Below are 25,124 nucleotides of genomic sequence, written 5' to 3'. Positions count from 1 at the left end.
ATGGCGGACGAAGGACTCGTGTGAAACGATTCCTTCGTCCGCCATTTGTTGTTTCATTTGTCGTCTAGACGGTCGATCATGACATAGTGAAGACCGATCCCTTCAATGAGGAAGGGTTCTCCGACACGTTCAAGTCCGAGACGCTCGTAAAAAGGAAGTGCCGTGACGCGGGCGTTACACCACCAAGCTGTCACGTGTCGTTCTTTCAAGAGACGACGGGCTTCTTCAATCAGCGCCCGACCATAGCCTTCACCACGCACATCTTCACTCGATGCCATGCCGCGAAGCTGATATGTCGCTCCTGGCGCTTGTGCATGCGATTGTTCCGAGAAGCTACCGATTGCGACGATTTGTTGTCCTTTTATCCCGCCGAGATGAAACGTCGATGGCAAGGCATCGTCTGGGTAGATACACGCTTCGCGTGGTTGATGCGGGCGCAATACGTCATGCCGTAATGGGATGACTTCTTCTGCTCTAATGATTTGGACTTCCATCATCATTTTCCTCCTCTTATAGCGTCGCTAAGCGAACGATCAACGCATCGAATAGAATCTTCTTATCGCCGCGCCCCGTCTTCATGCCTTCATCTGTCGTCGTGATGGCGATGAGTGCTTGTTCGAGCTGTGCAAACGTAAACCGTTTGGCAGACTGTAATGCCAATTTGATCGCATATGGATGAGCTCCGACTTTTGATGCGATTTGTCGTTCTCCGTATCCTTGTTCTGCTAATCGTTTCGACAGCAGCATCATCCGGTATTGGCGTGCCATCAGTCCAAGAAGGGCCAACACTTCCTGTCCTTGTTTTTCAAGGTCGCGAATCAAGCGAATCGCTGGTTCCAGTTGACGCTTCATCAAGTAGTCCGTTAATTGAAAGACGTTGTCCTCTAATGTCCGCGGAACAAGCAAATCGACATCCTCGATTTCGATCGTTGGTCGATCTCCTGCAAACAACATCAACTTCTCAAGTTCGTGCGCTAATGTCCCCCACATTTCAGCAGTCAAGAAAATAAGCCGCTCGATTGCCGGGCGTTCCATCCGGTAGCCTTTATCATTGACGGCATCCAGGACGAAGCGGAACAACTCTTCAGTCGTCGGTTTCTTCGCTTCTAACACCGTCGCGCGCTCCTTCAATCGTTTGACGACGGTTTTTCGTTCATCGAGCTTTTCTGCTTCGACAATCAAGACAACGACTGCGTAGTCCGCCGGTTGTAGGATATAATCCGCTAACCGTTCGAGGTTATGTTGTTTTTTATCTTTTGCCCCTGTCAGAAACGTTGCAGGTTTTGCAACGACGACGCGATAGTCACTTAAAAAGGGTACTGTCTCCGCCTCATCGAGTACTGCATCAAGCGGTTGGTCGTTCAAATCGATTTTCATATAATCAAAGCGTTCTCCGTCCGGAAGAGCCGCTTTCACGATTTCCCGTTCCCATTCTTCTAACAGGTGTCGTTCTGTTCCATATAATAAGTATAAATTCGCTAATTTTCCGTTGACGAGCCAAGGAGTTTTCATCATTCCCACCACATTTCACAGTTTGTTCTTAACTTCATCATAGATAATCCTCTTTTATTCCGCTATACTAGAAGCGGAATCTATTAAGGGGGAATGCAGCATGGCACATTCAGTACGCCCACCAAGTGAAAACGCGTTCGAGAACGATATTCAATCAAAACGCAACGATGCGCTCGACTCTGCCGTTGGTTTTGGTGCATCATTCGGCTTCTTCGCAGTCTTGTTCATCATCGGTGTCGCAATTAAGTTCTTAAGTCTATAATCAGTAAAACAGCAACCTTGGGGGGTTGCTGTTTTTTTATTTTATCATAGGTTCACAGCCCGCTGAAGAACAAGTTACACTCCCGTCCTCATCCGTTCGAAAGACGATTCGATCTGTTCCGATTCGTTCGAGGACGTCCGGATGCGGATGCCCGTATCGATTTTTCCGTCCGACTGACAAGATGACAATTTTCGGATTCGTCTTCCGCAAGAGTTCTTCACCGGTCGACGTGTACGACCCATGATGACCTGCTTTTAGAATATCGATCGGATCAATCGTTAACTCGTCCTCGATTGCTAAACCAGCGTCGCCCGTCAACAAAACACGTTGCTTGGCGATCTGTGCAAGTAATATGATAGACCGATCGTTCTCTTCTTCCTCTCGTCCAGTCGGTGCAAGAACCTGCAACCAAGGACGAATCGTTTGTCCCTTTTGAACGAACTCAACACGCGTCCCAGTTGCTTCGATGGAACGAATCAAATCGTTTCGCTTCTCATCCGTGTTGTCATACGCACCTAAATAAATGGTTTTCACGCGAACTTGACGCAGTACACCTAGAAGTCCACCGACGTGATCGTGATCAGCATGTGTCACGATGAGACCGTCGATTTCTGCTTCTCCTCGTGTGAATAAAAAGGGCGCGACGATATGACTACCTGGATCAAACGGACGAAGCAGTGGATGCGTCGTTTGTTGATAAACGCCACCCGTATCCACGACGAATGTCTCTCCTGCTTTCTCAAGCACGATACTATCGCCTTGCCCGACATCTAAAAAAGTGATTTGTTCGGGTGCGCGCCACTCCGTGTAGCCCCATGCCGCAAGTAAAAGGATCAATGGGAGAGCATGCCCCCACCATCTCCGCTCAGCAATGAACCAAGCAATCCCCGTTCCGACAACGACGATCGTCAAGACGATAGGAGAAAATGCTGGAACGGCAACCATCGCCAACGGTAGATCCTCCGCCAGTCGTAACGCTCGATCCATCCATTGAATCGCATACTGATGCGCGATCTGAAACGTTGAACGAATCGGTAAGAACGGAAGGGTCGCAAGAATGAATGATCCCGGAAGAATCACCCATTCAATCCAGCTACCAATCAATAGGTTCAACAATGGCGACCAAATGGAAACAGTCGTCTGTTCAATACCTTGCAAAAAGAGGAGGGTTCCAAACTGTGCCCAAGCACTGATGAGCAGCCAGTTCCAAGGACGACGAACCGAACCCATGAGTCGTCTCGACAGCACAAGAAACAGCGTCAGTCCGACCGTCAATTGGAATCCGATATCGTAAATGACAGTTGGTTGAATCGCCAATTGAAAAGCGGCGACCCCCGCAATGACCTCCACCGGATCTAACGGTTTATGGAAACGACGACCGAGCAACAGAATGATCGCGACAAGAACAGCTCGTGTGACTGGTGGACTCCACTCCGTCAACCATCCGTAAATCGGCAGTAAGATAAGAACGATATCAAGTCGTTTTTCTTTGGTCATTCTGATTTTTCGTAAGACATACAGCAGACTAAATACTAAAAAAGCGATATGTGATCCTGAGATGACGATTGCATGTAATAAGCCGAATTTCTTAAACCGTTCGAGCGTCACTTGATCCATTAGTCGATCCTCACCAAACACGAGCGCTTCGACGTAGAAGGCTTGCTTTTCTGGTAGCAATTCTTCAATCCGTTTCAACCATGCTTCACGTACCCGTCTTCCTTCTGCCGCATACCCAGGTGTCGGATGACAGGAATCAAATGAACGGACTTCCCACTTTCCAGCGTAACGATGTGTATGCATGAATTGCTGTTCGTCAAAACCTCCCGCATTCGATTGTTGCCGGACGTCGAGCGGCTCCGTATTGAGACGACAGGAGTACCCGATTCGTTCGTATCCTGTCTCTTCTTCTGCAATCGTCGCCGTCAACAGAACCGATTGATCGTTGCTCTCTGCCTCATAGCGAATTCGATCCCCATTACGCTTACCTGATAAAATGTCAACAGACGAGACGTCATGCGGTTCAGGTGACAGATGACCCATTCCGATGAAAAGGCAACTCAGAATGAGCAAACAGAAGAGACGACCGATTGAAAAAGACCATGATTTCATGACAGCAAACAACATCAACGTTACTAACCACCAGATTGATTCTTTAATGGCAACAACGAGTAAGAGCACAAACAGGGCATATAGCGGCATCAGTAGACGATCAGGTAGGATTTAAGCGACTCTAACGTCTTTTCCCCAAAACCCTTCACATCTCCGAGTGATTCATACGTCGCAAATCCTCCCTTCTCCTCCCGATAGGTCAAGATCGCTTCTGCTTTGGCAGGACCGATTCCCGGAACCTCCATCAACTGTTCCGCTGTTGCCGCATTGAGATCAATCAATCCTTTTGGTATCTCTGCTTTTGAGCGTTTCGTTGATTTCGGCTGATCTTTCGTCTTTTTTACCGGCACGATGACTTCCTGTCCATCAATGAGACGTGCCGCAAGATTCATTTGTCGAATGTCCGCTTTCGCAGTCGTCTTTGCTTTTTCGATTGCATCCTTCACTCGATCACCGAGGTGGAATTGATAGGGTCCAGGTGCTTCTACCGCCCCTTTCACATCGACCATGATGAGTTTGTCACGAATCGAGGTCTCCTTTTCTGCTGGCTCTGCTTTTGCCTCTTGTTGTTTATCCGTTAAGGACGGTTGATCGACCATCGCTTCATTCGAACAAGAGGGTAATGGTACGAACAATAAAACGATGAGTAGCAGGACGACGACGAGACCTGCGATCTGTTGCAAACGTGGAACGGTCAAGACGAATCCCTCCTTTTCCCACGACTCTAACAGGTCGCTACGGACTTCAGGAAACGAAGGAATACGCACTAACCACTCTTTTACAACACGATACTATGTGTTATGTCGGATGAATGTCATAACATCCATACCGTTACTTTGAATTAGCATCTGTTTGACGAACAAAAAATCCGTCTCCTTCAAGCAACACGAACGTGTATCGCTTAAAGAAGACGGATGGGATCACTTTTACATTTTTTCAGCAACGAAGAAAATCCGCTCAGCTGTCTCGGAAGGAGCTTCCGGTCCAAAATCGCCTGTGACGGCAAGGACACGGAATCCGGCTTCGCGTAACCACGTCACGTATTGTGCCGGAGGATACGTCCGCTGATGATGCGTCTCATCGACACGTTCATAGCGACCGTCCTCTTCCTCGATGAAGAAAGTCAGTTCATGGACGACAGAAAGCGGTGTTTCACCAGGATCCGCGAACCAGATATACGAACTTTGCTCGGCATGTGTCGCGTATGTCTTTCCATTGAACAACGTTTCCATCTTGTAAGGAGAATGTGTATCGAATAAGAGACGTCCACCCTCTTTGAGGATTGCTGCTACATGTGTAAACGTCTGTTTGACATCCTCTTCCGTCCGGAGATAGTTCAAGGAGTCGCATAGTATTGTCACAGCATCGACAGGTGTCGGCAATTCGATTTCGCGCATGTCTTGCGCCCAGAATTGAATGCGTAATCCCTCTTCCATCGCCTTCTCTTGCGCGACTTCTAGCATCTCTTCCGATAAATCGATCCCGAGCATTTCATAGTGTGCCGCTAATGCAAGCGTCGCCGTACCCGTTCCACATCCGATATCAGCAATCGTACTTCCAGTCGGAACATATGCTTTGACCCAGTCGACCCATTGATCGTACGGGACGTCTTGCATCAATTCATCATAGATGTAGGCGAACTGTTCGTATGCCATTAGTTGACCTCGACTTCAACCTTTGGAGCATCTGCCCAGAGTTTTTCGAGGTTATAGTAATCACGATCGTCACGGTGGAAGACATGAACGACGACATTTTCAAGATCCGCTAACACCCAACGTGCCGCATCGAATCCTTCGAGACGTTTGATCGGCAGGTTATGTTCGTGCGCGATTTCTTTGAGTTCACGTGCAATCGCCTGTACTTGTTTTTCTGAATTCCCTTCACAGATGACGAAATAATCGGCAACTGGTGAGATGCTAGACATATTCAGGACGACGATATCTTCAGCGCGTTTATCGTCGATGGCATTTACGATTAATTGTAATTCTTGTTCGACTGTCATAGGACGGTCCCCTTTCGTTTGGCCGCGACGAAGGCATTATAAGTCTCAATCGTTCGCGGAAAGATGATGGCTTGTTTCTTACATAAAAAATGAATCGTTTGACTGAGTGTTGCGATGACGGCGTCCGTCAAATCCTGCTCCGCTACTTCACGAAGCGCTTCGACACCTGGATAACTGCGATTCGGTTCAATCGCATCCGCGACGAAGATGATTTGATCAAGCAACGGCATACCGGGTGCCCCCGTCGTGTGATTTGCGATGGCCTGATAAATCACGTCTGAATCAAGACCAAGTTCTCGACGGACAAGCTCCGCACCCACTGGCGCATGAAGCAGTTCGTCATCATAATCGAGTAAAACACGTTGATTCAACTCAACGGCAATCGAACGCATCTCATTCGTATCGCGGTATTTCGCATAATCATGGAGCATGGCAGCGAGCGCTGCCTCTTCTTCGTTGACTCCATACTTGAGAGCCAAGTGTCGCGCTGTCTCGACGACACCTAATGTATGCACATAGCGTCGTTCAGGCAACGTGTTCTCAATGATTTGACGTGCTTCTTCAAGGCGCATATAGATCCCACTCCTCAATCCGTTGTCGAACGGCTTCCGGTACAAGGTAGCGAATGCTCCGTCCGCGCGCGACCCGTTGCCGGATATCCGTCGAAGAAATTTCTAGCAATGGCATATCGACTGCTTTCACACGGGCGCCACGCGGAATCAGATACCGACTGCCCGGTCGAGCGACGGCACCAAAGACGACTTCCTCGTATAACTGTTCGGCTTGATACCACGTATCGAGACTAACGAGTGAATCCGCTCCAATGAGAAACAGAAACTCATGCTCTGGGTACCGGTGCTTGAGTGCACGAATCGTATCATACGTATAGGAAGGTTCTTCGCGCTCAAACTCGATCGCTGAGACGGAGAAGGAAGGATTCAATGCAATCGCTTCTTCAACAAGACGTAGACGTTTGGTTGCGTCTGTGACAGTACGTTGTTTATGCGGTGGCACATTCGCCGGTAAAAACCAGACCGCATCGAGTTCGAGTTGTTCCTGCGCTTGTTCGGCAATCAGGAGATGACCGATATGCGGAGGATCGAACGTTCCGCCCATCAGTCCGATTTTCATCGTGGTAATTCGAGCGTCTTGTTCTCTTTTGATTCTTTATAAAGAACGATGACTTTTCCGATGACTTGAACGAGTTCAGCATTCGTTCCTGCGACGAGTTCTTGTGCAACATCCTTCGGTGCGTCCGCACAGTTTTGTAATACTTGTACTTTTAAGAGTTCCCGTTTTTCGAGCGCATCCATCAAATCAGCACACATCGCTTCGCCGACTCCATTTTTACCGACTTGGAAAATCGGGTTTAAATCGTGAGCTGTCGCGCGTAAAAAACGTTTTTGTTTACCTGTTAACATGATTAAAATTCCTCCAATTGCTTTCGTATCACCTGCTCGCCAAGTGCGAGGTCAGGTGCTTGTCCGGTGAAGCGTTCAAATGCTTCAGCCGCTTGTAAGACGAACATCGGGACGCCGTCAAGTGTGTCGAGACCTTTTTCAGTCGCTTCACGCAATAGACGGGTCGGCGTCGGTCGATAAATAATATCACAAATCAAGGCGTGCGTCTCGGTCAATTCGATTGGACGCGCCTCGACATATGGCGCCATCCCGACAGAAGTCGTATTGATGATGACGTCGTAACTCGTTAAATCAAAGGTTTCTTGCCATGGTAGAACGTTTGCTCCAAATTCATCGGCAACTGCCTTAGAGCGTTCTTCTGTACGATTCGTGATTGTCACATCTCCGGGTAACGCAGCAATAATACCTCGCGCCGCACCGCCCGTACCAAGAACGAGCGTTTTTTGAAATGAAGGACGACGTTCTGTCAACGCGCGGACGAATCCGATTCCATCTGTATTCGCACCAATCAACTGCCCATCCTGCCGGTACACCGTGTTCACGGCGCCTGCTTTTTGAGCTGCCGGCTCTAGCCGATCCAGATACGGAATGATTGCTGTTTTATGCGGAATCGTCACATTGATTCCGTCTAGCTGATGTGTGCGTAATTTCGTAATGATTTGCGGCAATTGCTGCTCCGTTACATCGATGAGGTCATAACAGCCGAAAAGCCCAGCCGCTTCCAGCCAAGCTGTATGCAGCTCAGGTGAAAGTGAATGGGCAATCGGATGACCGATGACGGCAAAGCGCATCAGACGAGCGCCTCACGTAAGGATACAGCGACACCTTTCGGGGCGTAAGCAGCGACACGTCCACCTTTTCCGTGAACCGCAACCCACCCGAGTCCACTGAAGACGATATCCGTCTTCATGTTGTCGCGGAGGCTGAATTCATGACGGACAAGCGGCGGTAGCATCTCACGCGTCTTTTCGTTTGGCGGAGACAACAGCTCACCGTTGTGGTTCGCATATAGATCGTCTGCCTTTTCAAGCTTCGTCCGGTGAACTTTCAATTCGTTCGACATGTAGATGACGAATGAACGCTTGTTCCCTTCCATATAGTCCAATCGCGCAAGACCTCCAAAGAAAAGCGTCTGTTGCGGATGGATTTGGAAGACTTGTGGCTTGATCTCTTTTTTCGGTGTAATCAGCTTCAAGTCTTTTGCATCCACATAGTGAGCCATTTGGTGGTGATTGATGATCCCTGGTGTATCATACAGGTTACAGTTATCATCGAGTGGAATATCGATCAAATCAAGTGTCGTACCTGGGAAGTGACTGACCGTGATGACGGCCTCATCTTCTTCACCGAAGCGTTTGATGACTTGGTTGATCAGCGTCGATTTCCCGACGTTCGTACAACCAACGACATAGACGTCGCGGCCTTTTCGATAATAATCGATTTTTTCAGCAAGTTCATCAACTCCGTGCCCTTTTTTCGCGCTGATCAGATGAACGTCGACTGGACGTAATCCGAGTTCTTTCGATGCTTGACGCATCCAGTTCATGAGACGATTCGGGTTTAGTGACTTCGGTAATAAATCGGCTTTGTTCCCAACGAGTAAGACGTCGTTTTTACCGACGAACCGATGTAATCCCGGTAACCAGCTTCCATTAAAATCGAAGATATCAACGATTTTAACGACAAGTGCATCTTTTTGACCGATTCCGTCTAAGATTTTAACGAAATCATCGTCCGATAACGATACATCTTGAATTTGATTGTAGTGCTTTAATTTAAAGCAACGTTGGCAAATGACCATTTCACGATCAAGTGCAGATTTAGGTGCGTATCCTGGTGCTTTTGTGTCTTCCGTTTGAATGGCGACACCACAACCAGCGCAGTGGATTTCTTCGATCATATTATGTTGAGCCGCATGCGGGAACGATATCCCTTCTCTTTTCACCGTAGCGCCCTGCTCGCTACTCCAAGAGCGTAACTTCCGACCTCTCGCCGTACATGTTGCGACTGCTGCCTTCCCTTTCATCTACCGATCTGACAGGGTTATTGTTGCTTATCCTGACGAAGTGTTTCGATCGGATGTTCCAGCACAGAAGGATCTTCTTTGACGCGTTGTGTCAATTTATAGATTCCTTTGCGTTTCATCCGGCGGAAAATGACACGTTCCATCAGGCGATTGAATTTCGTGACGACACCGTCCGTCTTAACGACGGGTTGAACATGGATGACTTCGATTCCAACGGAGTTTGCACCGAGTACATCCGTAAAGAGTTGATCTCCTAAAAAGACAACTTCCTTCGCGTGATAACCGAATTCCGTCAATGCCCGTTTAAACCCGATAGGAAGCGGTTTTCGAGCAGGCGCAATGTAGTGCAATCCGAGCGGATCCGCGAACTTCTTGACGCGATCTCCATTGTTGTTCGATACGATGATGACGTCGAAACCATATTGATTATTCACCATATCCAGCCAAGCAACCAATTCGTCTGGAGCATCTGCGATATTCCATGCGACGAGTGTATTATCAAGATCGGTCAAAATAGCTTTGACACCGTTTCGTTTGAGCATTTCAAGGTCGATATCGTAGATCGAAGCCACGAAATGTTTCGGATAAAGTCGTTTGAACAAGAATAAAACCTCCAGATAATGGTCTAGCTCTATAGTTAAGTTTAAGAAACAGTTATGCTCTTATCGTTCGATTATAGCACAATCAGGTAGTAAGAGCGACGCACAAAAGAAAACGGAAGGCGGACCTTCCGTTTTCTTAATAATACCGAATCCACAGATAGAGTTGGGATAGAATCAACGTTACGATCGTGATCGGTGCTCCGTAAATCAAAAAGCGCATATAGGTGAATTTTTCACCTTGTCGTGTTGCAAGACCCGCGACGATGACGTTCGCCGACGCACCAATCAATGTTCCGTTACCACCGAGACAGGCACCGAGTGCGAGGGACCACCATAACACGTCCACTTTCGCATCTGCTGGTGACAATCCGATCCCAGCAGCCACATCGTTGATGAGTGGAATCATCGTCGCGACGAACGGGATGTTATCGATCGTCGCACTGGCGATACCGGACAACCAAAGCACAGCAGTCGCTGTCGTCTGAATGTCACCGCCCGTCAAATCAATCGTCTTTTCCGCAAGGTAGCGAATGATACCCGCCTCCTGAATCCCGCCGACGAGCACGAACAGTCCGGCGAAGAAAAAGATCGTCGTCCATTCGATGCGGGCAAAAATTCCTTCGAGCTGATGATCGTTTTCGATCGTCAGCAACATTAGGACCGTCGCTCCAAGGATCGCGATGGCCGGTGCTTCGAGATGGAGTCCGATTCGATCAAGCACCGGATGCAACACGAACAACGCAATCGTACTGACGAGGACGATACTACTTCGCGTGACCAATTTGCGACTGACAATATAACTCTTCTCATCGATTTCCATCAGTTTCTGTCGATCTTCCGCTTCGACATGCAGTTGTTTGCGGAAGATGAAGTACAGAATGCCAATCGTTACAACCGTGATGACGAGAATAATCGGTGCGAGATTCACTAAAAAGGCGTTAAACGTTAAGTGTGGATTCGCAGCACCAATCATGATGTTCGGTGGATCGCCGATCAAGGTCGCCGTCCCACCGATGTTTGCAAACAATACTTCTGCGAGCAAGAACGGAAACGGCGCAATCTTAAGTATCTTCGTAATCGAAAACGTAATTGGAACGATCAATAGAACCGTCGTGACGTTATCAAGAAAAGCAGATCCAAGTGCCGTCAATGCAGACAGTAGAATCAACACCTTGATCGGATCACCTTTCGTCGTCTTCGCCGCACGGATTGCGATGTATTCGAACAAGCCAGATTGGTTGGCAATCGTGACGAGAATCATCATGCCAATCAATAAGACGATCGTTCCCCACTCGATGTATTCAAATAATGCAGTCTCGAGATCCACGATGCCGATGATGACCATCGCGAGAGCTCCAAGCAAGGCGACGATCGCCCGACTTACTTTTTCACTGATGATGAAGCCATAGGTCACTAAAAAAATGATGAGTGCGATATACGTTTGGACCTGTGTACTTCCGATTTCTGCTAATGCCAGTGCCGGCATGATTCATTCCTCCTAAACGTAAGGAGACGCCCAAAACGGGCGTCTCGCTTTCATGAATGCCATTGTCCGAGGCGTTGCCCCATTAAAACTGGTCCGATTGCTTGACTGTCTAACGTCAATGCATCTTTCGGACAAATCAGGACGACCGTCGAACCGAATGAGAAGTATCCGAACTCATCCCCGCGACGAAGGTCCTTCGACTCGTTCGTCCGAACGATCGAGTTGACGTTGAGTGCACCGACCATGACATGTTCAAGAGCATGTTTCCCTTGGACGATGCGTGTCACACGACGGTAGTTCCGAGTCAATGGGCGAAGCGCATGTGTGAGACCAATCTCATTTACTGGTGCCGAATCGCGACCGAGCGTATAACTCGTCCGGACCGTTCCATCCATCGGTACATGAACACGATGGTAGTTTTGCGGACTTAAGTAAAAGATCATTACACGTCCACCGACATATTGCTGTGCTTCATGATGGGAACCGAGTAACTCGGATACCGTATACGATTGTCCTTTGACGGTAAAGCGGCTATCAGCCGTCAAATCGTCAACGACGGATAGCACACCGTCACACGGACTGACGAATGCGCCTTCTGCTTGATCGATCGGTCGCATTTCCGGTTTGACATGACGAACGAAGACGTCATGTAAACTCGAATACTCTTCAAGGCTCCGAGTCGCTTCTGTCATATTTAAATCGTATGCCTGAACGAACGGACGGATAAACGGACGACTGATACGGCTCATCGCAAAACGTTTCAGTTGTTTGGCAACAAGCGGGTGTCCATTTAATTCGAACACACGAGAGTAAAACCATTTTTTAATCATTGAGATCACCAGATGATTCTTCTTTTGAGTCCTCTACGTCTTTTCCAGCGAAGAACTCTTTATAGCTGTCTTCCGTTTGCTCACCTGCGACACGTCCAACTTCCTTACCGTCCTTAAAGTGAACGACAGTCGGTGTACCCTCGATACCAAACGTATCCCAAGCCGACTGTTCGACAGCAAGGTCGATCTGTTCGAATGGGATATCTTGTTTTTCACCAAGCGGGACGAGATATGGTTTTACTTTTTCACAGTGGGAACAACCCGTTTGATAGAAATACGTATAGAATTCATCACCGGATTTTACTTTATCTGCGACTTGTGTAGCCGTTAGATTGCCGTTCTTCGATGCAGAATCTTCTCGATCCGTGAAGACAAGAAGTAATCCTCCCACCAATACGATTAAGCCGATGACTCCCGCTGTAATCCAATTCGCCTTGGATTGCGGTTTTTTCGTATTTTTACGTTTTGTTTTCTTTGACACGTCTATCCCTCCGTCATTCTGGTATTAGCCATTTTTTCTGAACCATTATAGCATGACCATTCGCAAGAATCGTATCGATTTGCAAAGCGTCATCAATCAGTAACAGATCCGCTCGTTCTCCGACCGCTATTCGCCCGCCCGGTATACCATATGCATCCGCGACATGTCGCGTGATCGTCGTGATTGCCTGATCAAAAGCAACACCATGCGCCACTGCATCGCGCACGGCTTGTATCAGAGAAGAAGGCTTTCCTGTATCAATCCGAACTAGACGACCTGCATCATCAAATGCTGGAAGACTGGCACCAGCATCGCTCGACATCGTAATCTGTTCAGGTGGGATTCCTGCTGCTAAAGCACGGGCGACAGCCTGTCCTGCTGGAATTTCGCCTTCCGCAATGAAGCTTTCCGTCGTACACGTCGTGAAATCGATCCTTCCTCCTCGTTTCGCCCAGGCGAGTCCCGCTTCAAAAATACGTTCACTCCGGTTGATATGCGTCGGAAGGAATTGTCCGATGGGGATATCAGTCGTGTCAATCACTTCATGTAATAGATCGAGTCCTTGTTTCCCGTCTCCGATATGGACGTTCATCGTTCCCGACACGCCTTTGACCATGCCGGCAATTCGGGCTTCTGACGCTAATCGTGCGAGTTCATGGGCTGTCGGTTGTGTCGACCGATGATCGTTGATGGCAATTTCCCCGATACCGATCACTTCATTGATGAGGACGATATCATGTCCTGTCGATTGCGTCAGGAAGACCGGTGGAACCATATAACTTCCGCTTAATAGAAAGGGGCGGATACCAGATGCAGCATATCCTCGTATATGTGCCAGTAGATCGATTCCCGTTCGTGTCCAACCATCCGTTCCGAGTAATCCAACGACCGTCGTGACACCACCTTCGAATATGTCTCGAACGGTCAGCGATGCTGTTCTCGTCGCAAATCCGCCTTCTCCTCCCCCACCGATTGGATGTAAGTGTCCATCGATGAATCCAGGAACTAGCTGTTTGCCGCGACCATCGATCCGATGCGTAATCATTGCTTCATCTATGGTATAGGAACCGATTCCGATGATCTGATTTCCTGCTATGTAGATATTTTGCGGCATCTGTTGCCACAGAACCTGTTCGATGACGATCATCGATCATTCCTCCTTAAGACAAAAAGCGAGCCTATCGCCCATGTGACGACATCTCGCTTTTCCTTATTCTGCCTTAGTCCCTTGACCAAGACCTAAATCTTCATTGACGGCATCGAGTGCGAAGACGACAAGTGAAGTGACGACAGACATAGCTGTCGCGAATCCGAAGCTATACGTTACTGCATCAACTGCCGATACGATGAACACAGCTGTGTTCACGAGTAAGAATGACCAAAAGAATGTAACGAGAAAACGCATGATTTCCCCTCCGTTTCCATAACGTACTATAGAGTTATCCTACGATTTGTAGTATACCATTTTTTAAACCAAGCAACAGCTTTTCTCTAATTTTTTCAAGCGCTTTCTTTTCCTTGAAAAACTTAATCGTTTCATAAGAAGGACAATCGCTTCATATGCTACAGTAGAATTAACGAAAAGAAAGCGGAGGATTCCATCATGACCCGTCACTTAATCGCTGTCGATCTCGACGGCACTCTTTTAAAAGATGATAAGACAATCAGCGCTACGAACATCAATGCGCTGCAACGCGCGCGTGCGAATGGTCACGAAGTCGTCATCGCAACCGGACGACCGTTTCGTCACGCCAGGAAATATTACGAACAGCTCGGTTTAACGACACCAATCGTTAACTTTAACGGTGGTCTCGTCCATCACCCACAAGACACCCACTTTGAAGTCCAGCATCATCCAATTCCATTAAAAACCGTTCAACATATTTTAGAGTCCATCGCTGAGACGAAGACACAGAACATCGTCTGTGAAGTCACGGATCATGTCTATTTTCAATATGATCCGGTTGGCATCTACGAATTCTATACTGACCATGCCTTATCCGTCACGACCGGAGATTTACGAAAGGTGCTTATGCATGAACCAACCTCTCTTTTGATTCATGCCAAAGGAGAACACGTCGATGAGATCCGCTCCGAATTATCTGGTATTCATGCCGAGACGGTACTCAATCGTCAATGGGTGAAGCCTGAATTCATGGTCGAAGTGATGCGAAAAGGTACAAGTAAAGCGGTCGGTCTTGCCCATATCGCGCATCACCTTGGTATTGACTCTAAACAAATCATTGCTTTCGGTGATGAGGAAAACGATTTAGAGATGATCGAATATGCTGGACACGGTGTAGCGATGGGGAATGCCATCCCCGCGCTGAAGCATCTGGCAAACGGCACGACGAAGCGAAATGAAGATGACGGGATCGCCTATTACTTGAGACACGTCCTCGGGCTCGCATGAAAACAGATAAAAGGCACTTGCTACATGTTGCAGAGCAAGTGCCTTTTTCATTATCCTTTTCGGAAGTATCCGACAACCGAGTCTGTCGCGACGACGTTGATGAAGACCGTCTCGTCCGCTTCCCGGCAAATCCGTTCAATGTCCCGTAATTCATGACGCTCGATGACCATCATCAACGTCGCTTTTTCAGCTCGAGAATACGTACCAATCGAAGGAATTTGCGTGATGCCTCGAATGATGTGCTGATGCAAAGCCGTCGTGATGTCATCCGCATGATTCGTGACGATGAAAATCGTTAGACGCTGATTGCTCGTATGAATCTCATCGACGACCTTAGACGTCACGTAGATGAAGACGATTGTGTATAAAGCAGTCGACCAACCGAACAACGCTCCTGCTAATAATGCGATTAAGAAATTCAAGACGAACAGATACAAGCCGACACTGCGATCGGAGAAACGAGCAAAGATGAGGGCGACGATATCAAACCCACCCGTCGAAGCACCGAACTTAATCGTGATACCGGTACCGATCGCAAGCAAAACCCCTCCAAACACTGCATTCAGTGTTTGATCACCTGGTATGACAGCATATTGAGGAATAAGACCAATGAAAATCGTCGTTGCCAAGACCGAAACCAACGTAATGATTGTAAAACTCCGACCTAACATGATCCATGCGAGCACGATCAAAGGGATGTTCAACGCCAAGAACCAGACGTTTTCACCAAACGCAAATGCTGTATTTTGAAGGACTTGCGTCAGGATTTGGGCAAGTCCTGTAAATCCAGTCGAATAGACACCACTCGGAATCAAAAACCAGTTCATGGCAACGGCGATGACGAATCCCCCAATCGAAGCCACGATCACTTTTAACATACTTTCCTTTACTACTGCTGTCACACGCCGTTCTCCTCTCATTCATAACTATCTTGAAACACTTTAGCACATTCAAATGTCGCCGGATAGTCAAGATTTCCAAAGATTGATGTTCTTTTTCATGATGGCGTTTTCATTTGTGACAAAGGTGTCCTGATTCTTGTTACACACAAAAAAAGAACCGACTCAAAAATCGGTTCTTTTTTCTCTCTTATACTGTCATCGAAGCAGGAACTGTAATCTGTCCTCCTGCCGGAACTTCAACAGTTGTTCCATGAACGTTTAAGCTGAATGCTTCGCCTTCTGTTTGGGCGATTTCGACGGCATTTGGCTGTACATGGACATGGATATGATGACCGCGCCATTGCATCCGGAACGTATAGCTCGTCCAGCCTTTTGGCAACATCGGCTTGAAGGATAACGTATCGTTCGCCACCCGTAATCCAGCGAATCCGTGGACGATCGACATCCATGATCCAACCATTGACGTGATGTGTAACCCGTCTTCCGTATCATTGTTGTAGTTATCAAGATCAAGTCGAGCCGAACGTTGATACAATTCAACCGCTTTTTCCTCATACCCGACTTCTGCTGCAATGATTGAATAGATACATGGTGATAGTGACGATTCATGGACCGTACGTGGTTCATAGAAATCGAAGTTTGCTTTTTTCTCTTCTAGACTGAAGCGATCCGTCAAGAAGTAGAGACCTTGTAAGACATCTGCCTGTTTAATGAAAACAGAGCGCAGGATCCGGTCCCATGACCAATTCTGGTTCAGCGGGAGATGTTTCGGATCGAGTTCAGCGACCAAGATTTGCTCCTTATCCATGAAACCATCTTGTTGCATGAAGATCCCAGGTGCTGCTTCATCTTTCGGATAATACATCTTCGCGTCGATATCTGCCCACTTCGCCAACTCCTCATCCGTCAATGCTAATTGATGCATGAGTTCTTGCAGACGTTCTGGCTCTTCTTGCGCTAAATGACGGTGAACGGTCTGTGTATATTCGAGACACCATGCCGCAATCAGATTCGTATACCAGTTGTTGTTGACGTTGTTCTCATATTCGTTTGGTCCCGTCACACCAAGAATCATGTAGACATCCTTATGCGGCACGTAATTGACGCGACTTGCCCAGTAACGAGCAATCTCGACTAACACTTCAAACCCGTATTGTCCAAGGTACGACGTGTCTCCCGTGTAGTTCGTGTAATTATAAATCGCATGTGCGATCGCACCATTCCGGTGAATTTCCTCATGCGTGATTTCCCACTCGTTGTGGCACTCTTCTCCGTTCATCGTTACCATCGGATAAAGCGCACCCTTCATGCCGACATTCTTATCCGCATTTTCTTTCGCTTGCGGCAATTGGTTGTGGCGATACTTGAGTAAATTCCAAGCAACTTCCGGTTTCGACGTCGCAAGGTAGAAGTTCAAGCAGTACGCTTCCGTATCCCAATACGTCGCACCACCATACTTCTCGCCCGTGAATCCTTTTGGTCCGATGTTCAGGCGTGAATCTTCACCTGTGTAAGTTTGGAACATATGGAAGATGTTGAATCGAATCCCTTGCTGTGCCTCGACATCACCTTCAATTTTCACATCCGCTTCTTCCCAGTGGTGCAACCAAGCGGCTTCATGTGTCGCAAGCAATGGTTCAAAGCCTGATTCGAATGCGACGTGAACACGTTTCATCGCTTGCTCCAGTAATGCATCCATTTCATGGTCGCGATTCGTTACGAGTGCGACGAATTTTTCGACTGTGACACCCTCACCTACTGCGGCTTGTTTCGTAAAACGATTCGCGACGTACTGCGTATTGCCATCGACGACTTCACATCGTGCGCCTTCGACATCCGTGATCATCGCTGCCGTCACATGCCAATCGAGCTTTTTCGTTTTTGATGTCACATAACCGAACCGTTCTTCAATTCCGTGTTCGACAGGAAGCCAGAACTTCTCATCATAGTTCGAGTCTTCATTTTCAACATCCGCATCGAGATACGATTCAATGACGATTTCTGCTTCGAAATTGACAGGTGTCACCGTATATTGCAAGGCAGCGATTTCTTTATCGACGATTGAGAAGAAACGCTTGGATTCGACTTTTATCTCTTCTTCTCCATGCTTCAACAACATCGCCCGCGTCAATACACCATGTTGCATATCAAGTTCACGTTTGAAGTCAACGACTTCCCACGTATTCAAATCAACAGCTTTTCCGTTGACAGATACTTTCAAACCCATGATGTTGACAGCATTGAGTACTTTCGCGAAGTACTCCGGATAACCGTTTTTCCACCAGCCGACACGTGTCTTATCGGGATAATAAACACCTGCGACATACATGCCTTGATGCGTGTCACCAGTATATTCTTCTTCAAATGTACCGCGCATTCCCATATGACCGTTTCCGATCGATGTCATCGATTCTGCTAGTCGATTATCTTCTGGATGAAAACCAAGCTCTGTAATTTTCCACTCATTGACCTCAAAAAGTCGTTTCATCGTCAAGTCGCTCCTTTTTATGCTACGCATGTCAGTCAATCTGATCATGTAAGCGTTTCATCTATACTCTACATTCTTTATTGTACACATAAAAAGCATCAATGCAATCGTTTGCACGAAAATAAATTTCTTTTTCTGCAACCGCTTCCTTTTACTAGAAATCGACATCCTTTTGAATCAAAAAAAGTCTATTTTCAAACCAATCGGCTTAAAAATAGACTTCTGTTTCATGCTTCAGATTTTCCGCCACATGACTGACGGACAACGAGATAATGCGGAACGATGACGCGCTTCCCATAAGGTGTCGCATCTTCATTGATTTGTTCAATCAAACAATTCGTCGCTTCAAAACCAAGTCCAAAGATATTGATTTCAACAGAAGTCAACGGTGGGCTTGAGAATTCTGCGATGAACAAGTTATTGAAACTGACGACGGCCATTTGATCCGGCACACTGATACCCATCTCATTCAGTGTACTCATGACACCAAGTGCCATCATATCGTCACTAACAACGACGGCAGTCGGTGGATGTTCAAGTGACATCAGTCGTTTGACTGCTTCGGCACCACCCGTAGTCATAAATGGGGCGCTGACGATATAAGAATCGTGAATCAGAATTCCCTCTTCCATGAGAGCTGTCTTATAACCACCGACACGTTCTTGTGTCACAGCTAAATCCTGTGCCCCACCGACGAATGCAATACACTCATGCCCGAGTTGATGTAAATACTTCGTTACTTCGCGACCCGCTAAGTAATTATCCGTATCGACATACGTGACGTGTGATGAATCACTGAATGGTTTACCGACGACAACGAACGGAAACTTCGAGTCCTGCAGAAATTGAACGACTTTGTCATCCGTACGAGAATACAATACGACGACGCCATCGACGCGACGGCCCTGAACCATCGAGACGACACCTTCATATACCTCTTCTTCCGAGACACCTGTCGTCATATATAACGAATAGCCATTTTGATGCGCTTTTGTACTAATTCCTCGAATGACCTCCGAAAAGAATGGGTTTTGTAGCGTTTTTGTTGCAGCACTTGGCATGACGAGACCGATCGCTTGTGTCGTTCGATTCGCTAGACTGCGTGCATGAACGTTTGGATAATATCCGAGCTCATCCATCGCCTGTCGCACCCGTTCCTTCGTCTTTTGGCTGATACGTGAACTATTCGCAATGACGCGTGATACCGTCGAGGGTGCGACATTCGCTTCCCGTGCTACATCCTTGATTGTTACCTGCATCCCCTTCACCTCACATTTCCCCTAGTTAAGTATTTTATTTTGTTTGACGTTGCATGCGTTTACGGTGAACGAGAAGAAGTATGAGCGCTAAAATCGGAGCAATCGCACCAATTGCGACGATCGACCACCAGTTGACTTGTGACTTTTCGATGACATAGCTGTTCGCACTATTTGCATCAAGCGTGATCTCATAGGCGTCACCATCCTGACGCACCAAATCTGAGAATAAAAGTCCTCTTAGACGCTGGTCATCACCAATTTCTTTCGCAGACACGCGTAAGCTCGTCTTTTTTTCTCCAAGATTGATCGCGTAAACGACTTGTTGTTGTTTCGTCTCCCGGGAGTAGACTGCCATATGATCGGTTTTTGCGATCAAGCGTTGCTTCCCTGTTGCAAACGCTGGGTAGTCCTGACGCATCTCGTTCAACGTTTTTACGTACTGTTGCATCTTCTTGTTCTGATCAAATGTCATCATCATCCGGTTTCCGGGATCCTCACCACCTGGCATCGCCACCTCTGTTCCTTGGTAGACGATCGGCATCCCTGGTGCAGCATAGAGTGCGAACAATGCTAGTCGAAGTTGCCGCTCCTCTTCGTCTGCTCCACCAATCTTTGCTTCCGTGATGAAGCGTTTGACATCATGATTATCTATGAAGGTTGCAAGTCCCTTGGGATTCGGATTAAACGTAGTATCTCGATTATAAACTGAATCGAGTTCTTCCGCTGAACCATTTTTGCGAGCAAACTGATCCTTGACTCCATAATAAAACGGGAAGTTCGTCACGGAATCAAAACCTAATTTCGAGTAGGATGCAATTTTTCGCGGATCTCCATCGAATACTTCAGCCAATAAGAATAAGTCTGGATGCTTTTCTTTTACTGCTGGGATGAACGTTTCCCAAAATGTGGCGGGCACATGGCGTACCGTATCGAGCCGGTATCCGTCTATACCCGTTTCATCGACCCAGTAGTTCGCGACATCAATTAAATAATCGACGACTTCCGGATTTTCTGTATTGAAGTCCGGTAAATCGAACAGCCAGTTATTCTCGACTTCCGACGGGTTGTTCCAATTCATGATCGGTTGATTTTTATGAAACCACTCCGGTTTTTCTTTCACCATTGGATGATTTGGTCCTAAATGATTGACGACAAGATCAAGGACGACCTTGATATCCCGATCATGCGCTTCCTTGACGAGACGTTTAAACTCTTCCTTTGTTCCGAAGTGCGGATCAATTTCGTAATAATCATCTGTCCAGTATCCATGATAACCATTCGGACGATTCTTAAAGATCGGCGTCAACCAAATCGAAGTGAAGCCCTTTTCCTTGATGTAATCGAGACGTTTCGTAACGCCTGCTAAATCGCCGCCTTGGAACGCTTTTGGATTTTCAGGATCCGCCTCTCGGTCATTACTCGGATCGCCATTCTCGAACCGGTCCACCATGATGAAATACATTCGTTCTTTTTCCCAACCTGCTGCTTCACCCGTCATCGGTTGAAGCCCGATAGACAAGAGAAGCGGCAAGAGGAGAAGCATTATGCCTCGTCTCATGCCGCTGATTTCCCCCTTATGATTATCCTTTTGTTCCACCAGCCGTCAATCCAGACACGAAGAAGCGTTGGAATGCGAAGAAGAGAAGAACGATTGGAACTGCTGATAATACGGCACCTGCCGCAAATAACGTGAAGTTATTGTCGAACTGCTCCGACACCATGTTGTACAACCCGACCGCAAGTGTCTGTTTCTCAGGAGAACGCAGGACGAGCGATGCTAAAATGAAGTCGTTGAATGGTGCCATGAAGTTGAACAACGCGATGACGGCGACCATCGGTTTTGCGAGCGGTAAGATGATTTGCCAGAAGATTCGTAAGTGACCGGCACCATCCATCCGTGCCGCCTCATCAAGTTCTTTTGGAATCGTATCAAAATATCCTTTTGCAAGATACGTATTCATTGGAATCGCACCACCCGAATAGAGCAGGATGAGCGCCAGATGCGTATCAAACAATTCTAACATATTGAGCAAGACATAAATCGCAATAATGGCAACGAATTGCGGTACCATCTGCAACACGAGGAACAAGATGAGTGAATTTTTCCGACCGACGAAGCGATAGCGCGAAAAAATGTATCCTGTTAACGTGATTAGAGCGACTGAGACGACCATCGTGATGACGGCAATCTTAATTGTGTTTAGATACCACATGCCATAATCCGTTTTTGCTGGATCAAACAAATCAAAGTAGTGGATCAAGGTCGGATTACTTGGGAAGATATCCGATGTAATGCTTTTCCCAGGGTTGAGTGAAGTACCAACGACCCAAAGGAGTGGATAAACGATAATGATGGAGGCGATCGTCAAAATGAGATATGACAACGCCATGTTGATTCGGTTTTGTTTTCTCATATTAGATCATATCCTCATCTTTGAATGATTTTGAACGCTTGAACTGAATGACGGCAATCGTCATGATGAAGAACGACAACACAAGCGTGATCGCTGCTGCGAATCCATACTGCGGGTTCGAGCCAAGCGACAATTTGTAAATCCACGAAATCAAGATATCCGTTCCACCAGCTGATTGACCTGGTACTGCCGGTCCACCATTGTTGAATAGATAGATGATATTAAAGTTATTGAAGTTAAACGTATACTGTGTGATCAAGATCGGTGCTGTTGCGAAAAGAATCATCGGCAATGTGATCAAACGGAATTTCTCGCCAGAAGTTGCTCCGTCGATTGTTGCTGCTTCATAGAGATCCTCTGGAATCGACTGCAAGATCCCCGTCGTCAGTGTCATGATGTATGGGAAACCTAACCACCACTGGATCCCGATCAAGGCAAGCTTCGTATACGTCGGATCTGTCATCCAGTCGACACCGTCAGTAAGACCAATCGCTGGTAATAACGTCGTATTGAAAACACCGAATGTCTCATTGAACATCGAGCGGAAGATCAAGATCGTAATGAAGGCTGGTACTGCCCATGACAGGATCAAGATGGAACGGAAGAATCGTTTTCCTTTGAGTCCTTTTTGGTTCAGCAAGACTGCAAGTCCGATACCGATCGCGATGACACCCGTCGTCGAAGCGACGGTCCAGACAAGCGTCCAGCCGAGAACGCTGACGAATGTATCACGGAAAATATCGACCGTGAAGATATTCAAGAAGTTTTGGATACCGATCCAGTCAACTAACTTCGCTGGAGGCGAGTTGTTGAATTTGTAGTTCGTAAAGGCAATCAAGAAAGTAAAGATCAACGGTAAGACGACCGTGAACACCAGAAGTACTAATGAAGGAATCAACATCGCGTACGGGAACCCGTTATCGCGGAAGTTCCGTAGTTGCATCTTCAAAGATGGCACTTCAAGGTTCATGTCACGTAACTTACCGATTCGATACGCATCGATAAAGTTCCAGACGTAAATGGCGATACCAAAGACAAGTAAAATCAAGGCAATGATGCCCTCGACCATCAGAAAGATCGAGTGATCCCCTCTTACGCCTGGTACCTCACCGAGTGTAATCAAGCCCCAGATCGCTCCGCGATCGCCAGGACCATTTCCTGCTCCTTTAAAGAACAGTTCAAAGTTGACGAGAAAATATGATAGTACGACGACAAAAAATGTCGCGCCTTTAAGGAATTGTTTATTATATAGTTGTCCTACTCCTGGAATGATCGACATCAGCGCCGCAATCGTGCGGTGGTTCGTCTTTTTTTCAGGCGTTGGATTCGTCGGGTGTGGTGTTGCAATCGCAGCCATCGTCCGTTCTCCTTTCCAAAGGTCATGTCTGACCTCAGGCTTCTCTTCCAACCATAAAGATGAGGGGGAATCCAAGATCCCCCTCTCTTTATCTCTTTTTCATGGATTCACGCGTTCCATTTACGCTTATTGATTGTTTGCTTCGATTTGTTGCTTAATTTGTTTGACAGCATCATCAGCTGATTTTTGTGCATCTTGTTTGTTTGTTGCAACAAGCTGAAGTGCTGCTGCCATTGGTTCCCAAACTTGACCCATCTCAGCGATGTTTGGCATTGGCACACCGTTTTGTGATTGTGCGAAGACTGCTGCTGCGACTTCGTTATCCTTGATTGCTGCATCTTCTTGAAGAGCAGTGACTGGTGGGATCTCATTGTATTTTTCGAACATTGCTTTAGCGTTTTCTTCACCTGTGAGTGATGCCAAGAACTTCTCAGCCCACTCTGCATTTTCCGAGTATGCTGAAATCGCGTATGTTTTTACACCAACGAATGTTTTGATTGGCTCACCGTTTGGAAGTTTCGGAAGTGCTGAAGCTCCAAGATTGATGCCTTTTTCTTTATAGCTCGCAACTGCCCATGGACCGTTCATGACAGCAACAGCTTTTTTATCACCGAAGAGTTGATCAAGTGCTTGACCACCGCCACCACCGATGAGACCTTTCGGGAAGAGACCTTCTTTGTACCACTTGCCGATGTAATCCATACCTTCGACAGCACCTTCGTTGTTCAAGCCGATATCTGCTGGATCCAATTTGCCGCCGTTGTCTTTGAAGACATAACCACCGTATCCACCGATTGGACCGTGTGCGAAGTAGAAGTTATCCCAAAGCGCGAGGAATCCGTATTTCCCGTCTTTCTTTTGCTCTGTTGAGATCTTGTATAGATCATCCATTGAAGCTGGTGCTTCTTTTAATTCATCTTTATTGAAAAGGAGGATTGGTGTTTCAACTGCTTTCGGATATCCGTAGACTTTACCATCAAACGTTACTGCCGATTTCGCTGTATCGATGAATGGCTCAAGTGCTTTTTCGCCATCCTTGAGTTCCGCGATCAAACCTTGGTCAACGACTGTACCGATTTGGTCGTGTGGAAGAAGCATGATGTCCGGTCCTTTACCTGCTGGTCCGTCAAGTGCTACTTTCTTCTGTTGATCCGTCATCTTGACTTCTTTAACTTCAACTTTGACGCCTTCTTTTTCTTCGAACGCTTTAGCTGCAGCTTTAGTTGTTTCAGCTTTTTCAGTGTCTTCCCAGATGACGATCTTGCTTGGTTTTTTACTGCCTGAATCTGAAGATGATGATTCAGAATCCGATCCACCGCCACATGCTGCAAGAGCACCGATTGCCATGACAGATACAGAAAGACCTGCTACGAATTTTTTCATTTCCATGATTGAAATTTCCTCCCCAAGTTAACTTATGAATGATAAGTTTTAATGCACAACGTTTGCATAAAGGCACAACCATTTTCTCATGATAACAACCGAGTGGTTGTAAGCGTTTTATGAAAACGTTTGCATCACCTTTACATTTTTATTATACAATCTAAAATCCTTTTGACA

At 47.0% G+C, this 25,124-nt stretch carries 26 protein-coding genes; 2 read left to right on the top strand and 24 right to left on the bottom strand.

What is annotated here, in order from left to right; all coding sequences use genetic code 11:
* Positions 1 to 53: 53 nt before the first annotated feature.
* A complete protein-coding gene (locus tag KNQ15_RS08185; RefSeq protein ID WP_251137637.1) occupies positions 54 to 497 on the bottom strand; it encodes a GNAT family N-acetyltransferase in 444 nt (147 codons plus the stop codon).
* Between the two features lie 13 nt (positions 498 to 510).
* Positions 511 to 1,512 (bottom strand): DNA polymerase III subunit delta, encoded by a 1,002-nt coding sequence (gene holA / locus KNQ15_RS08180; protein WP_023467432.1) that lies wholly within the window; start codon positions 1,510 to 1,512, stop codon positions 511 to 513.
* A 100-nt stretch (positions 1,513 to 1,612) separates the two neighbouring features.
* Here holA and KNQ15_RS08175 point away from each other — a divergent pair, with 100 nt between their 5' ends.
* Positions 1,613 to 1,774, top strand: coding sequence for a YqzM family protein (locus tag KNQ15_RS08175; RefSeq protein WP_023467431.1), 162 nt, complete (start codon positions 1,613 to 1,615; stop codon positions 1,772 to 1,774).
* Positions 1,775 to 1,810: 36 nt separating this feature from the next.
* On the opposite strand, the gene KNQ15_RS08170 is transcribed toward KNQ15_RS08175, so the two are convergent.
* The 15 genes from KNQ15_RS08170 to KNQ15_RS08100 form a co-directional block, all read right to left on the bottom strand.
* Entirely contained in the window at positions 1,811 to 3,973 is a 2,163-nt protein-coding gene (locus tag KNQ15_RS08170; protein ID WP_214728754.1) for a DNA internalization-related competence protein ComEC/Rec2, read from the bottom strand.
* Positions 3,973 to 4,581: a helix-hairpin-helix domain-containing protein gene (locus KNQ15_RS08165; RefSeq protein ID WP_214728752.1), complete on the bottom strand. Its 609-nt coding sequence runs from the start codon at positions 4,579 to 4,581 to the stop codon at positions 3,973 to 3,975. The genes KNQ15_RS08170 and KNQ15_RS08165 overlap by 1 nt, the downstream gene beginning before the upstream one ends.
* Before the next feature lie 228 nt (positions 4,582 to 4,809).
* Positions 4,810 to 5,538 carry a class I SAM-dependent DNA methyltransferase gene (locus KNQ15_RS08160; protein WP_029340992.1) on the bottom strand — a complete coding sequence of 243 codons (729 nt, stop codon included), beginning with the start codon at positions 5,536 to 5,538 and terminating at the stop codon, positions 4,810 to 4,812.
* A complete protein-coding gene (gene rsfS, locus KNQ15_RS08155; RefSeq protein ID WP_029340991.1) occupies positions 5,538 to 5,885 on the bottom strand; it encodes a ribosome silencing factor in 348 nt (115 codons plus the stop codon). Before rsfS ends, KNQ15_RS08160 begins: the two co-directional genes overlap by 1 nt.
* Positions 5,882 to 6,457 carry a bis(5'-nucleosyl)-tetraphosphatase (symmetrical) YqeK gene (gene yqeK / locus KNQ15_RS08150; RefSeq protein ID WP_029340990.1) on the bottom strand — a complete coding sequence of 192 codons (576 nt, stop codon included), beginning with the start codon at positions 6,455 to 6,457 and terminating at the stop codon, positions 5,882 to 5,884. The genes rsfS and yqeK overlap by 4 nt, the downstream gene beginning before the upstream one ends.
* On the bottom strand, positions 6,447 to 7,016 hold the full coding sequence (nadD, locus tag KNQ15_RS08145) for a nicotinate-nucleotide adenylyltransferase (protein ID WP_029340989.1): 570 nt from the start codon (positions 7,014 to 7,016) through the stop codon (positions 6,447 to 6,449). The genes yqeK and nadD overlap by 11 nt, the downstream gene beginning before the upstream one ends.
* Positions 7,013 to 7,306 (bottom strand): ribosome assembly RNA-binding protein YhbY, encoded by a 294-nt coding sequence (gene yhbY, locus KNQ15_RS08140; protein WP_023467424.1) that lies wholly within the window; start codon positions 7,304 to 7,306, stop codon positions 7,013 to 7,015. The genes nadD and yhbY overlap by 4 nt, the downstream gene beginning before the upstream one ends.
* Before the next feature lie 2 nt (positions 7,307 to 7,308).
* The gene (gene aroE, locus KNQ15_RS08135; protein ID WP_214728750.1) at positions 7,309 to 8,097 is read right to left on the bottom strand and encodes a shikimate dehydrogenase; all 789 of its coding nucleotides are present in this window, start codon (positions 8,095 to 8,097) and stop codon (positions 7,309 to 7,311) included.
* A complete protein-coding gene (gene yqeH / locus KNQ15_RS08130) occupies positions 8,097 to 9,206 on the bottom strand; it encodes a ribosome biogenesis GTPase YqeH (protein WP_023467421.1) in 1,110 nt (369 codons plus the stop codon). Before yqeH ends, aroE begins: the two co-directional genes overlap by 1 nt.
* A gap of 143 nt (positions 9,207 to 9,349) precedes the next feature.
* Positions 9,350 to 9,934, bottom strand: coding sequence for a YqeG family HAD IIIA-type phosphatase (locus KNQ15_RS08125; RefSeq protein ID WP_029340987.1), 585 nt, complete (start codon positions 9,932 to 9,934; stop codon positions 9,350 to 9,352).
* 136 nt (positions 9,935 to 10,070) lie between these two features.
* A complete protein-coding gene (locus KNQ15_RS08120; RefSeq protein WP_195865607.1) occupies positions 10,071 to 11,420 on the bottom strand; it encodes an ArsB/NhaD family transporter in 1,350 nt (449 codons plus the stop codon).
* A gap of 50 nt (positions 11,421 to 11,470) precedes the next feature.
* The gene (locus KNQ15_RS08115) at positions 11,471 to 12,250 is read right to left on the bottom strand and encodes a phosphatidylserine decarboxylase (RefSeq protein WP_214728760.1); all 780 of its coding nucleotides are present in this window, start codon (positions 12,248 to 12,250) and stop codon (positions 11,471 to 11,473) included.
* A complete protein-coding gene (locus KNQ15_RS08110) occupies positions 12,243 to 12,731 on the bottom strand; it encodes a thioredoxin family protein (RefSeq protein ID WP_214728748.1) in 489 nt (162 codons plus the stop codon). Before KNQ15_RS08110 ends, KNQ15_RS08115 begins: the two co-directional genes overlap by 8 nt.
* A 13-nt stretch (positions 12,732 to 12,744) precedes the next feature.
* Positions 12,745 to 13,878, bottom strand: a complete 1,134-nt coding sequence (gene iadA, locus KNQ15_RS08105) for a beta-aspartyl-peptidase (protein ID WP_214728746.1) — start codon at positions 13,876 to 13,878, stop codon at positions 12,745 to 12,747.
* Between the two features lie 63 nt (positions 13,879 to 13,941).
* Positions 13,942 to 14,136: a YjzD family protein gene (locus KNQ15_RS08100; RefSeq protein ID WP_023467415.1), complete on the bottom strand. Its 195-nt coding sequence runs from the start codon at positions 14,134 to 14,136 to the stop codon at positions 13,942 to 13,944.
* Positions 14,137 to 14,334: 198 nt separating this feature from the next.
* Here KNQ15_RS08100 and KNQ15_RS08095 point away from each other — a divergent pair, with 198 nt between their 5' ends.
* Positions 14,335 to 15,144, top strand: coding sequence for a Cof-type HAD-IIB family hydrolase (locus KNQ15_RS08095; protein WP_029340982.1), 810 nt, complete (start codon positions 14,335 to 14,337; stop codon positions 15,142 to 15,144).
* A gap of 50 nt (positions 15,145 to 15,194) precedes the next feature.
* Here the strand turns inward: KNQ15_RS08095 and KNQ15_RS08090 are convergent, their stop codons facing one another.
* The 7 genes from KNQ15_RS08090 to KNQ15_RS08060 form a co-directional block, all read right to left on the bottom strand.
* A complete protein-coding gene (locus KNQ15_RS08090; RefSeq protein ID WP_023467413.1) occupies positions 15,195 to 16,046 on the bottom strand; it encodes a YitT family protein in 852 nt (283 codons plus the stop codon).
* A 187-nt stretch (positions 16,047 to 16,233) separates the two neighbouring features.
* The gene (locus tag KNQ15_RS08085; protein ID WP_214728745.1) at positions 16,234 to 18,534 is read right to left on the bottom strand and encodes a glycoside hydrolase family 65 protein; all 2,301 of its coding nucleotides are present in this window, start codon (positions 18,532 to 18,534) and stop codon (positions 16,234 to 16,236) included.
* A gap of 227 nt (positions 18,535 to 18,761) precedes the next feature.
* On the bottom strand, positions 18,762 to 19,793 hold the full coding sequence (locus KNQ15_RS08080) for a LacI family DNA-binding transcriptional regulator (protein ID WP_214728743.1): 1,032 nt from the start codon (positions 19,791 to 19,793) through the stop codon (positions 18,762 to 18,764).
* Between the two features lie 34 nt (positions 19,794 to 19,827).
* A complete protein-coding gene (locus KNQ15_RS08075) occupies positions 19,828 to 21,351 on the bottom strand; it encodes an alpha-amylase family glycosyl hydrolase (protein ID WP_214728741.1) in 1,524 nt (507 codons plus the stop codon).
* 22 nt (positions 21,352 to 21,373) lie between these two features.
* A complete protein-coding gene (locus tag KNQ15_RS08070; protein WP_035409327.1) occupies positions 21,374 to 22,207 on the bottom strand; it encodes a sugar ABC transporter permease in 834 nt (277 codons plus the stop codon).
* A 1-nt stretch (position 22,208) separates the two neighbouring features.
* On the bottom strand, positions 22,209 to 23,564 hold the full coding sequence (locus tag KNQ15_RS08065; RefSeq protein WP_214728739.1) for a carbohydrate ABC transporter permease: 1,356 nt from the start codon (positions 23,562 to 23,564) through the stop codon (positions 22,209 to 22,211).
* Between the two features lie 126 nt (positions 23,565 to 23,690).
* Complete coding sequence (locus KNQ15_RS08060; protein WP_193749045.1) at positions 23,691 to 24,947, bottom strand: extracellular solute-binding protein; 1,257 nt, start codon at positions 24,945 to 24,947, stop codon at positions 23,691 to 23,693.
* Between the last annotated feature and the right edge of the window lie 177 nt (positions 24,948 to 25,124).

It is taken from the genome of Exiguobacterium sp. s168, assembly GCF_018619035.1.
GTDB classification, from domain to species: Bacteria; Bacillota; Bacilli; order Exiguobacteriales; family Exiguobacteriaceae; genus Exiguobacterium_A; species Exiguobacterium_A acetylicum.
Note: the sequence above shows the minus strand (reverse complement) of the source record. Positions and strands in the feature narration are given on the sequence as shown.

Bases quoted from the DNA above. Each gene is read 5' to 3' on its own strand.
- KNQ15_RS08185 (WP_251137637.1), bottom strand. From the start codon at position 497: ATGATGGAAGTCCAAATCATTAGAGCAGAAGAAGTCATCCCATTACGG.
- holA (WP_023467432.1), bottom strand. From the start codon at position 1,512: ATGAAAACTCCTTGGCTCGTCAACGGAAAATTAGCGAATTTATACTTA.
- KNQ15_RS08175 (WP_023467431.1), top strand. From the start codon at position 1,613: ATGGCACATTCAGTACGCCCACCAAGTGAAAACGCGTTCGAGAACGAT.
- KNQ15_RS08170 (WP_214728754.1), bottom strand. From the start codon at position 3,973: ATGCCGCTATATGCCCTGTTTGTGCTCTTACTCGTTGTTGCCATTAAA.
- KNQ15_RS08160 (WP_029340992.1), bottom strand. From the start codon at position 5,538: ATGGCATACGAACAGTTCGCCTACATCTATGATGAATTGATGCAAGAC.
- rsfS (WP_029340991.1), bottom strand. From the start codon at position 5,885: ATGACAGTCGAACAAGAATTACAATTAATCGTAAATGCCATCGACGAT.
- yqeK (WP_029340990.1), bottom strand. From the start codon at position 6,457: ATGCGCCTTGAAGAAGCACGTCAAATCATTGAGAACACGTTGCCTGAA.
- nadD (WP_029340989.1), bottom strand. From the start codon at position 7,016: ATGAAAATCGGACTGATGGGCGGAACGTTCGATCCTCCGCATATCGGT.
- yhbY (WP_023467424.1), bottom strand. From the start codon at position 7,306: ATGTTAACAGGTAAACAAAAACGTTTTTTACGCGCGACAGCTCACGAT.
- aroE (WP_214728750.1), bottom strand. From the start codon at position 8,097: ATGCGCTTTGCCGTCATCGGTCATCCGATTGCCCATTCACTTTCACCT.
- yqeH (WP_023467421.1), bottom strand. From the start codon at position 9,206: ATGATCGAAGAAATCCACTGCGCTGGTTGTGGTGTCGCCATTCAAACG.
- KNQ15_RS08120 (WP_195865607.1), bottom strand. From the start codon at position 11,420: ATGCCGGCACTGGCATTAGCAGAAATCGGAAGTACACAGGTCCAAACG.
- KNQ15_RS08115 (WP_214728760.1), bottom strand. From the start codon at position 12,250: ATGATTAAAAAATGGTTTTACTCTCGTGTGTTCGAATTAAATGGACAC.
- iadA (WP_214728746.1), bottom strand. From the start codon at position 13,878: ATGATCGTCATCGAACAGGTTCTGTGGCAACAGATGCCGCAAAATATC.
- KNQ15_RS08100 (WP_023467415.1), bottom strand. From the start codon at position 14,136: ATGCGTTTTCTCGTTACATTCTTTTGGTCATTCTTACTCGTGAACACA.
- KNQ15_RS08095 (WP_029340982.1), top strand. From the start codon at position 14,335: ATGACCCGTCACTTAATCGCTGTCGATCTCGACGGCACTCTTTTAAAA.
- KNQ15_RS08085 (WP_214728745.1), bottom strand. From the start codon at position 18,534: ATGAAACGACTTTTTGAGGTCAATGAGTGGAAAATTACAGAGCTTGGT.
- KNQ15_RS08080 (WP_214728743.1), bottom strand. From the start codon at position 19,793: ATGCAGGTAACAATCAAGGATGTAGCACGGGAAGCGAATGTCGCACCC.
- KNQ15_RS08075 (WP_214728741.1), bottom strand. From the start codon at position 21,351: ATGAGACGAGGCATAATGCTTCTCCTCTTGCCGCTTCTCTTGTCTATC.
- KNQ15_RS08070 (WP_035409327.1), bottom strand. From the start codon at position 22,207: ATGAGAAAACAAAACCGAATCAACATGGCGTTGTCATATCTCATTTTG.
- KNQ15_RS08065 (WP_214728739.1), bottom strand. From the start codon at position 23,564: ATGGCTGCGATTGCAACACCACACCCGACGAATCCAACGCCTGAAAAA.
- KNQ15_RS08060 (WP_193749045.1), bottom strand. From the start codon at position 24,947: ATGAAAAAATTCGTAGCAGGTCTTTCTGTATCTGTCATGGCAATCGGT.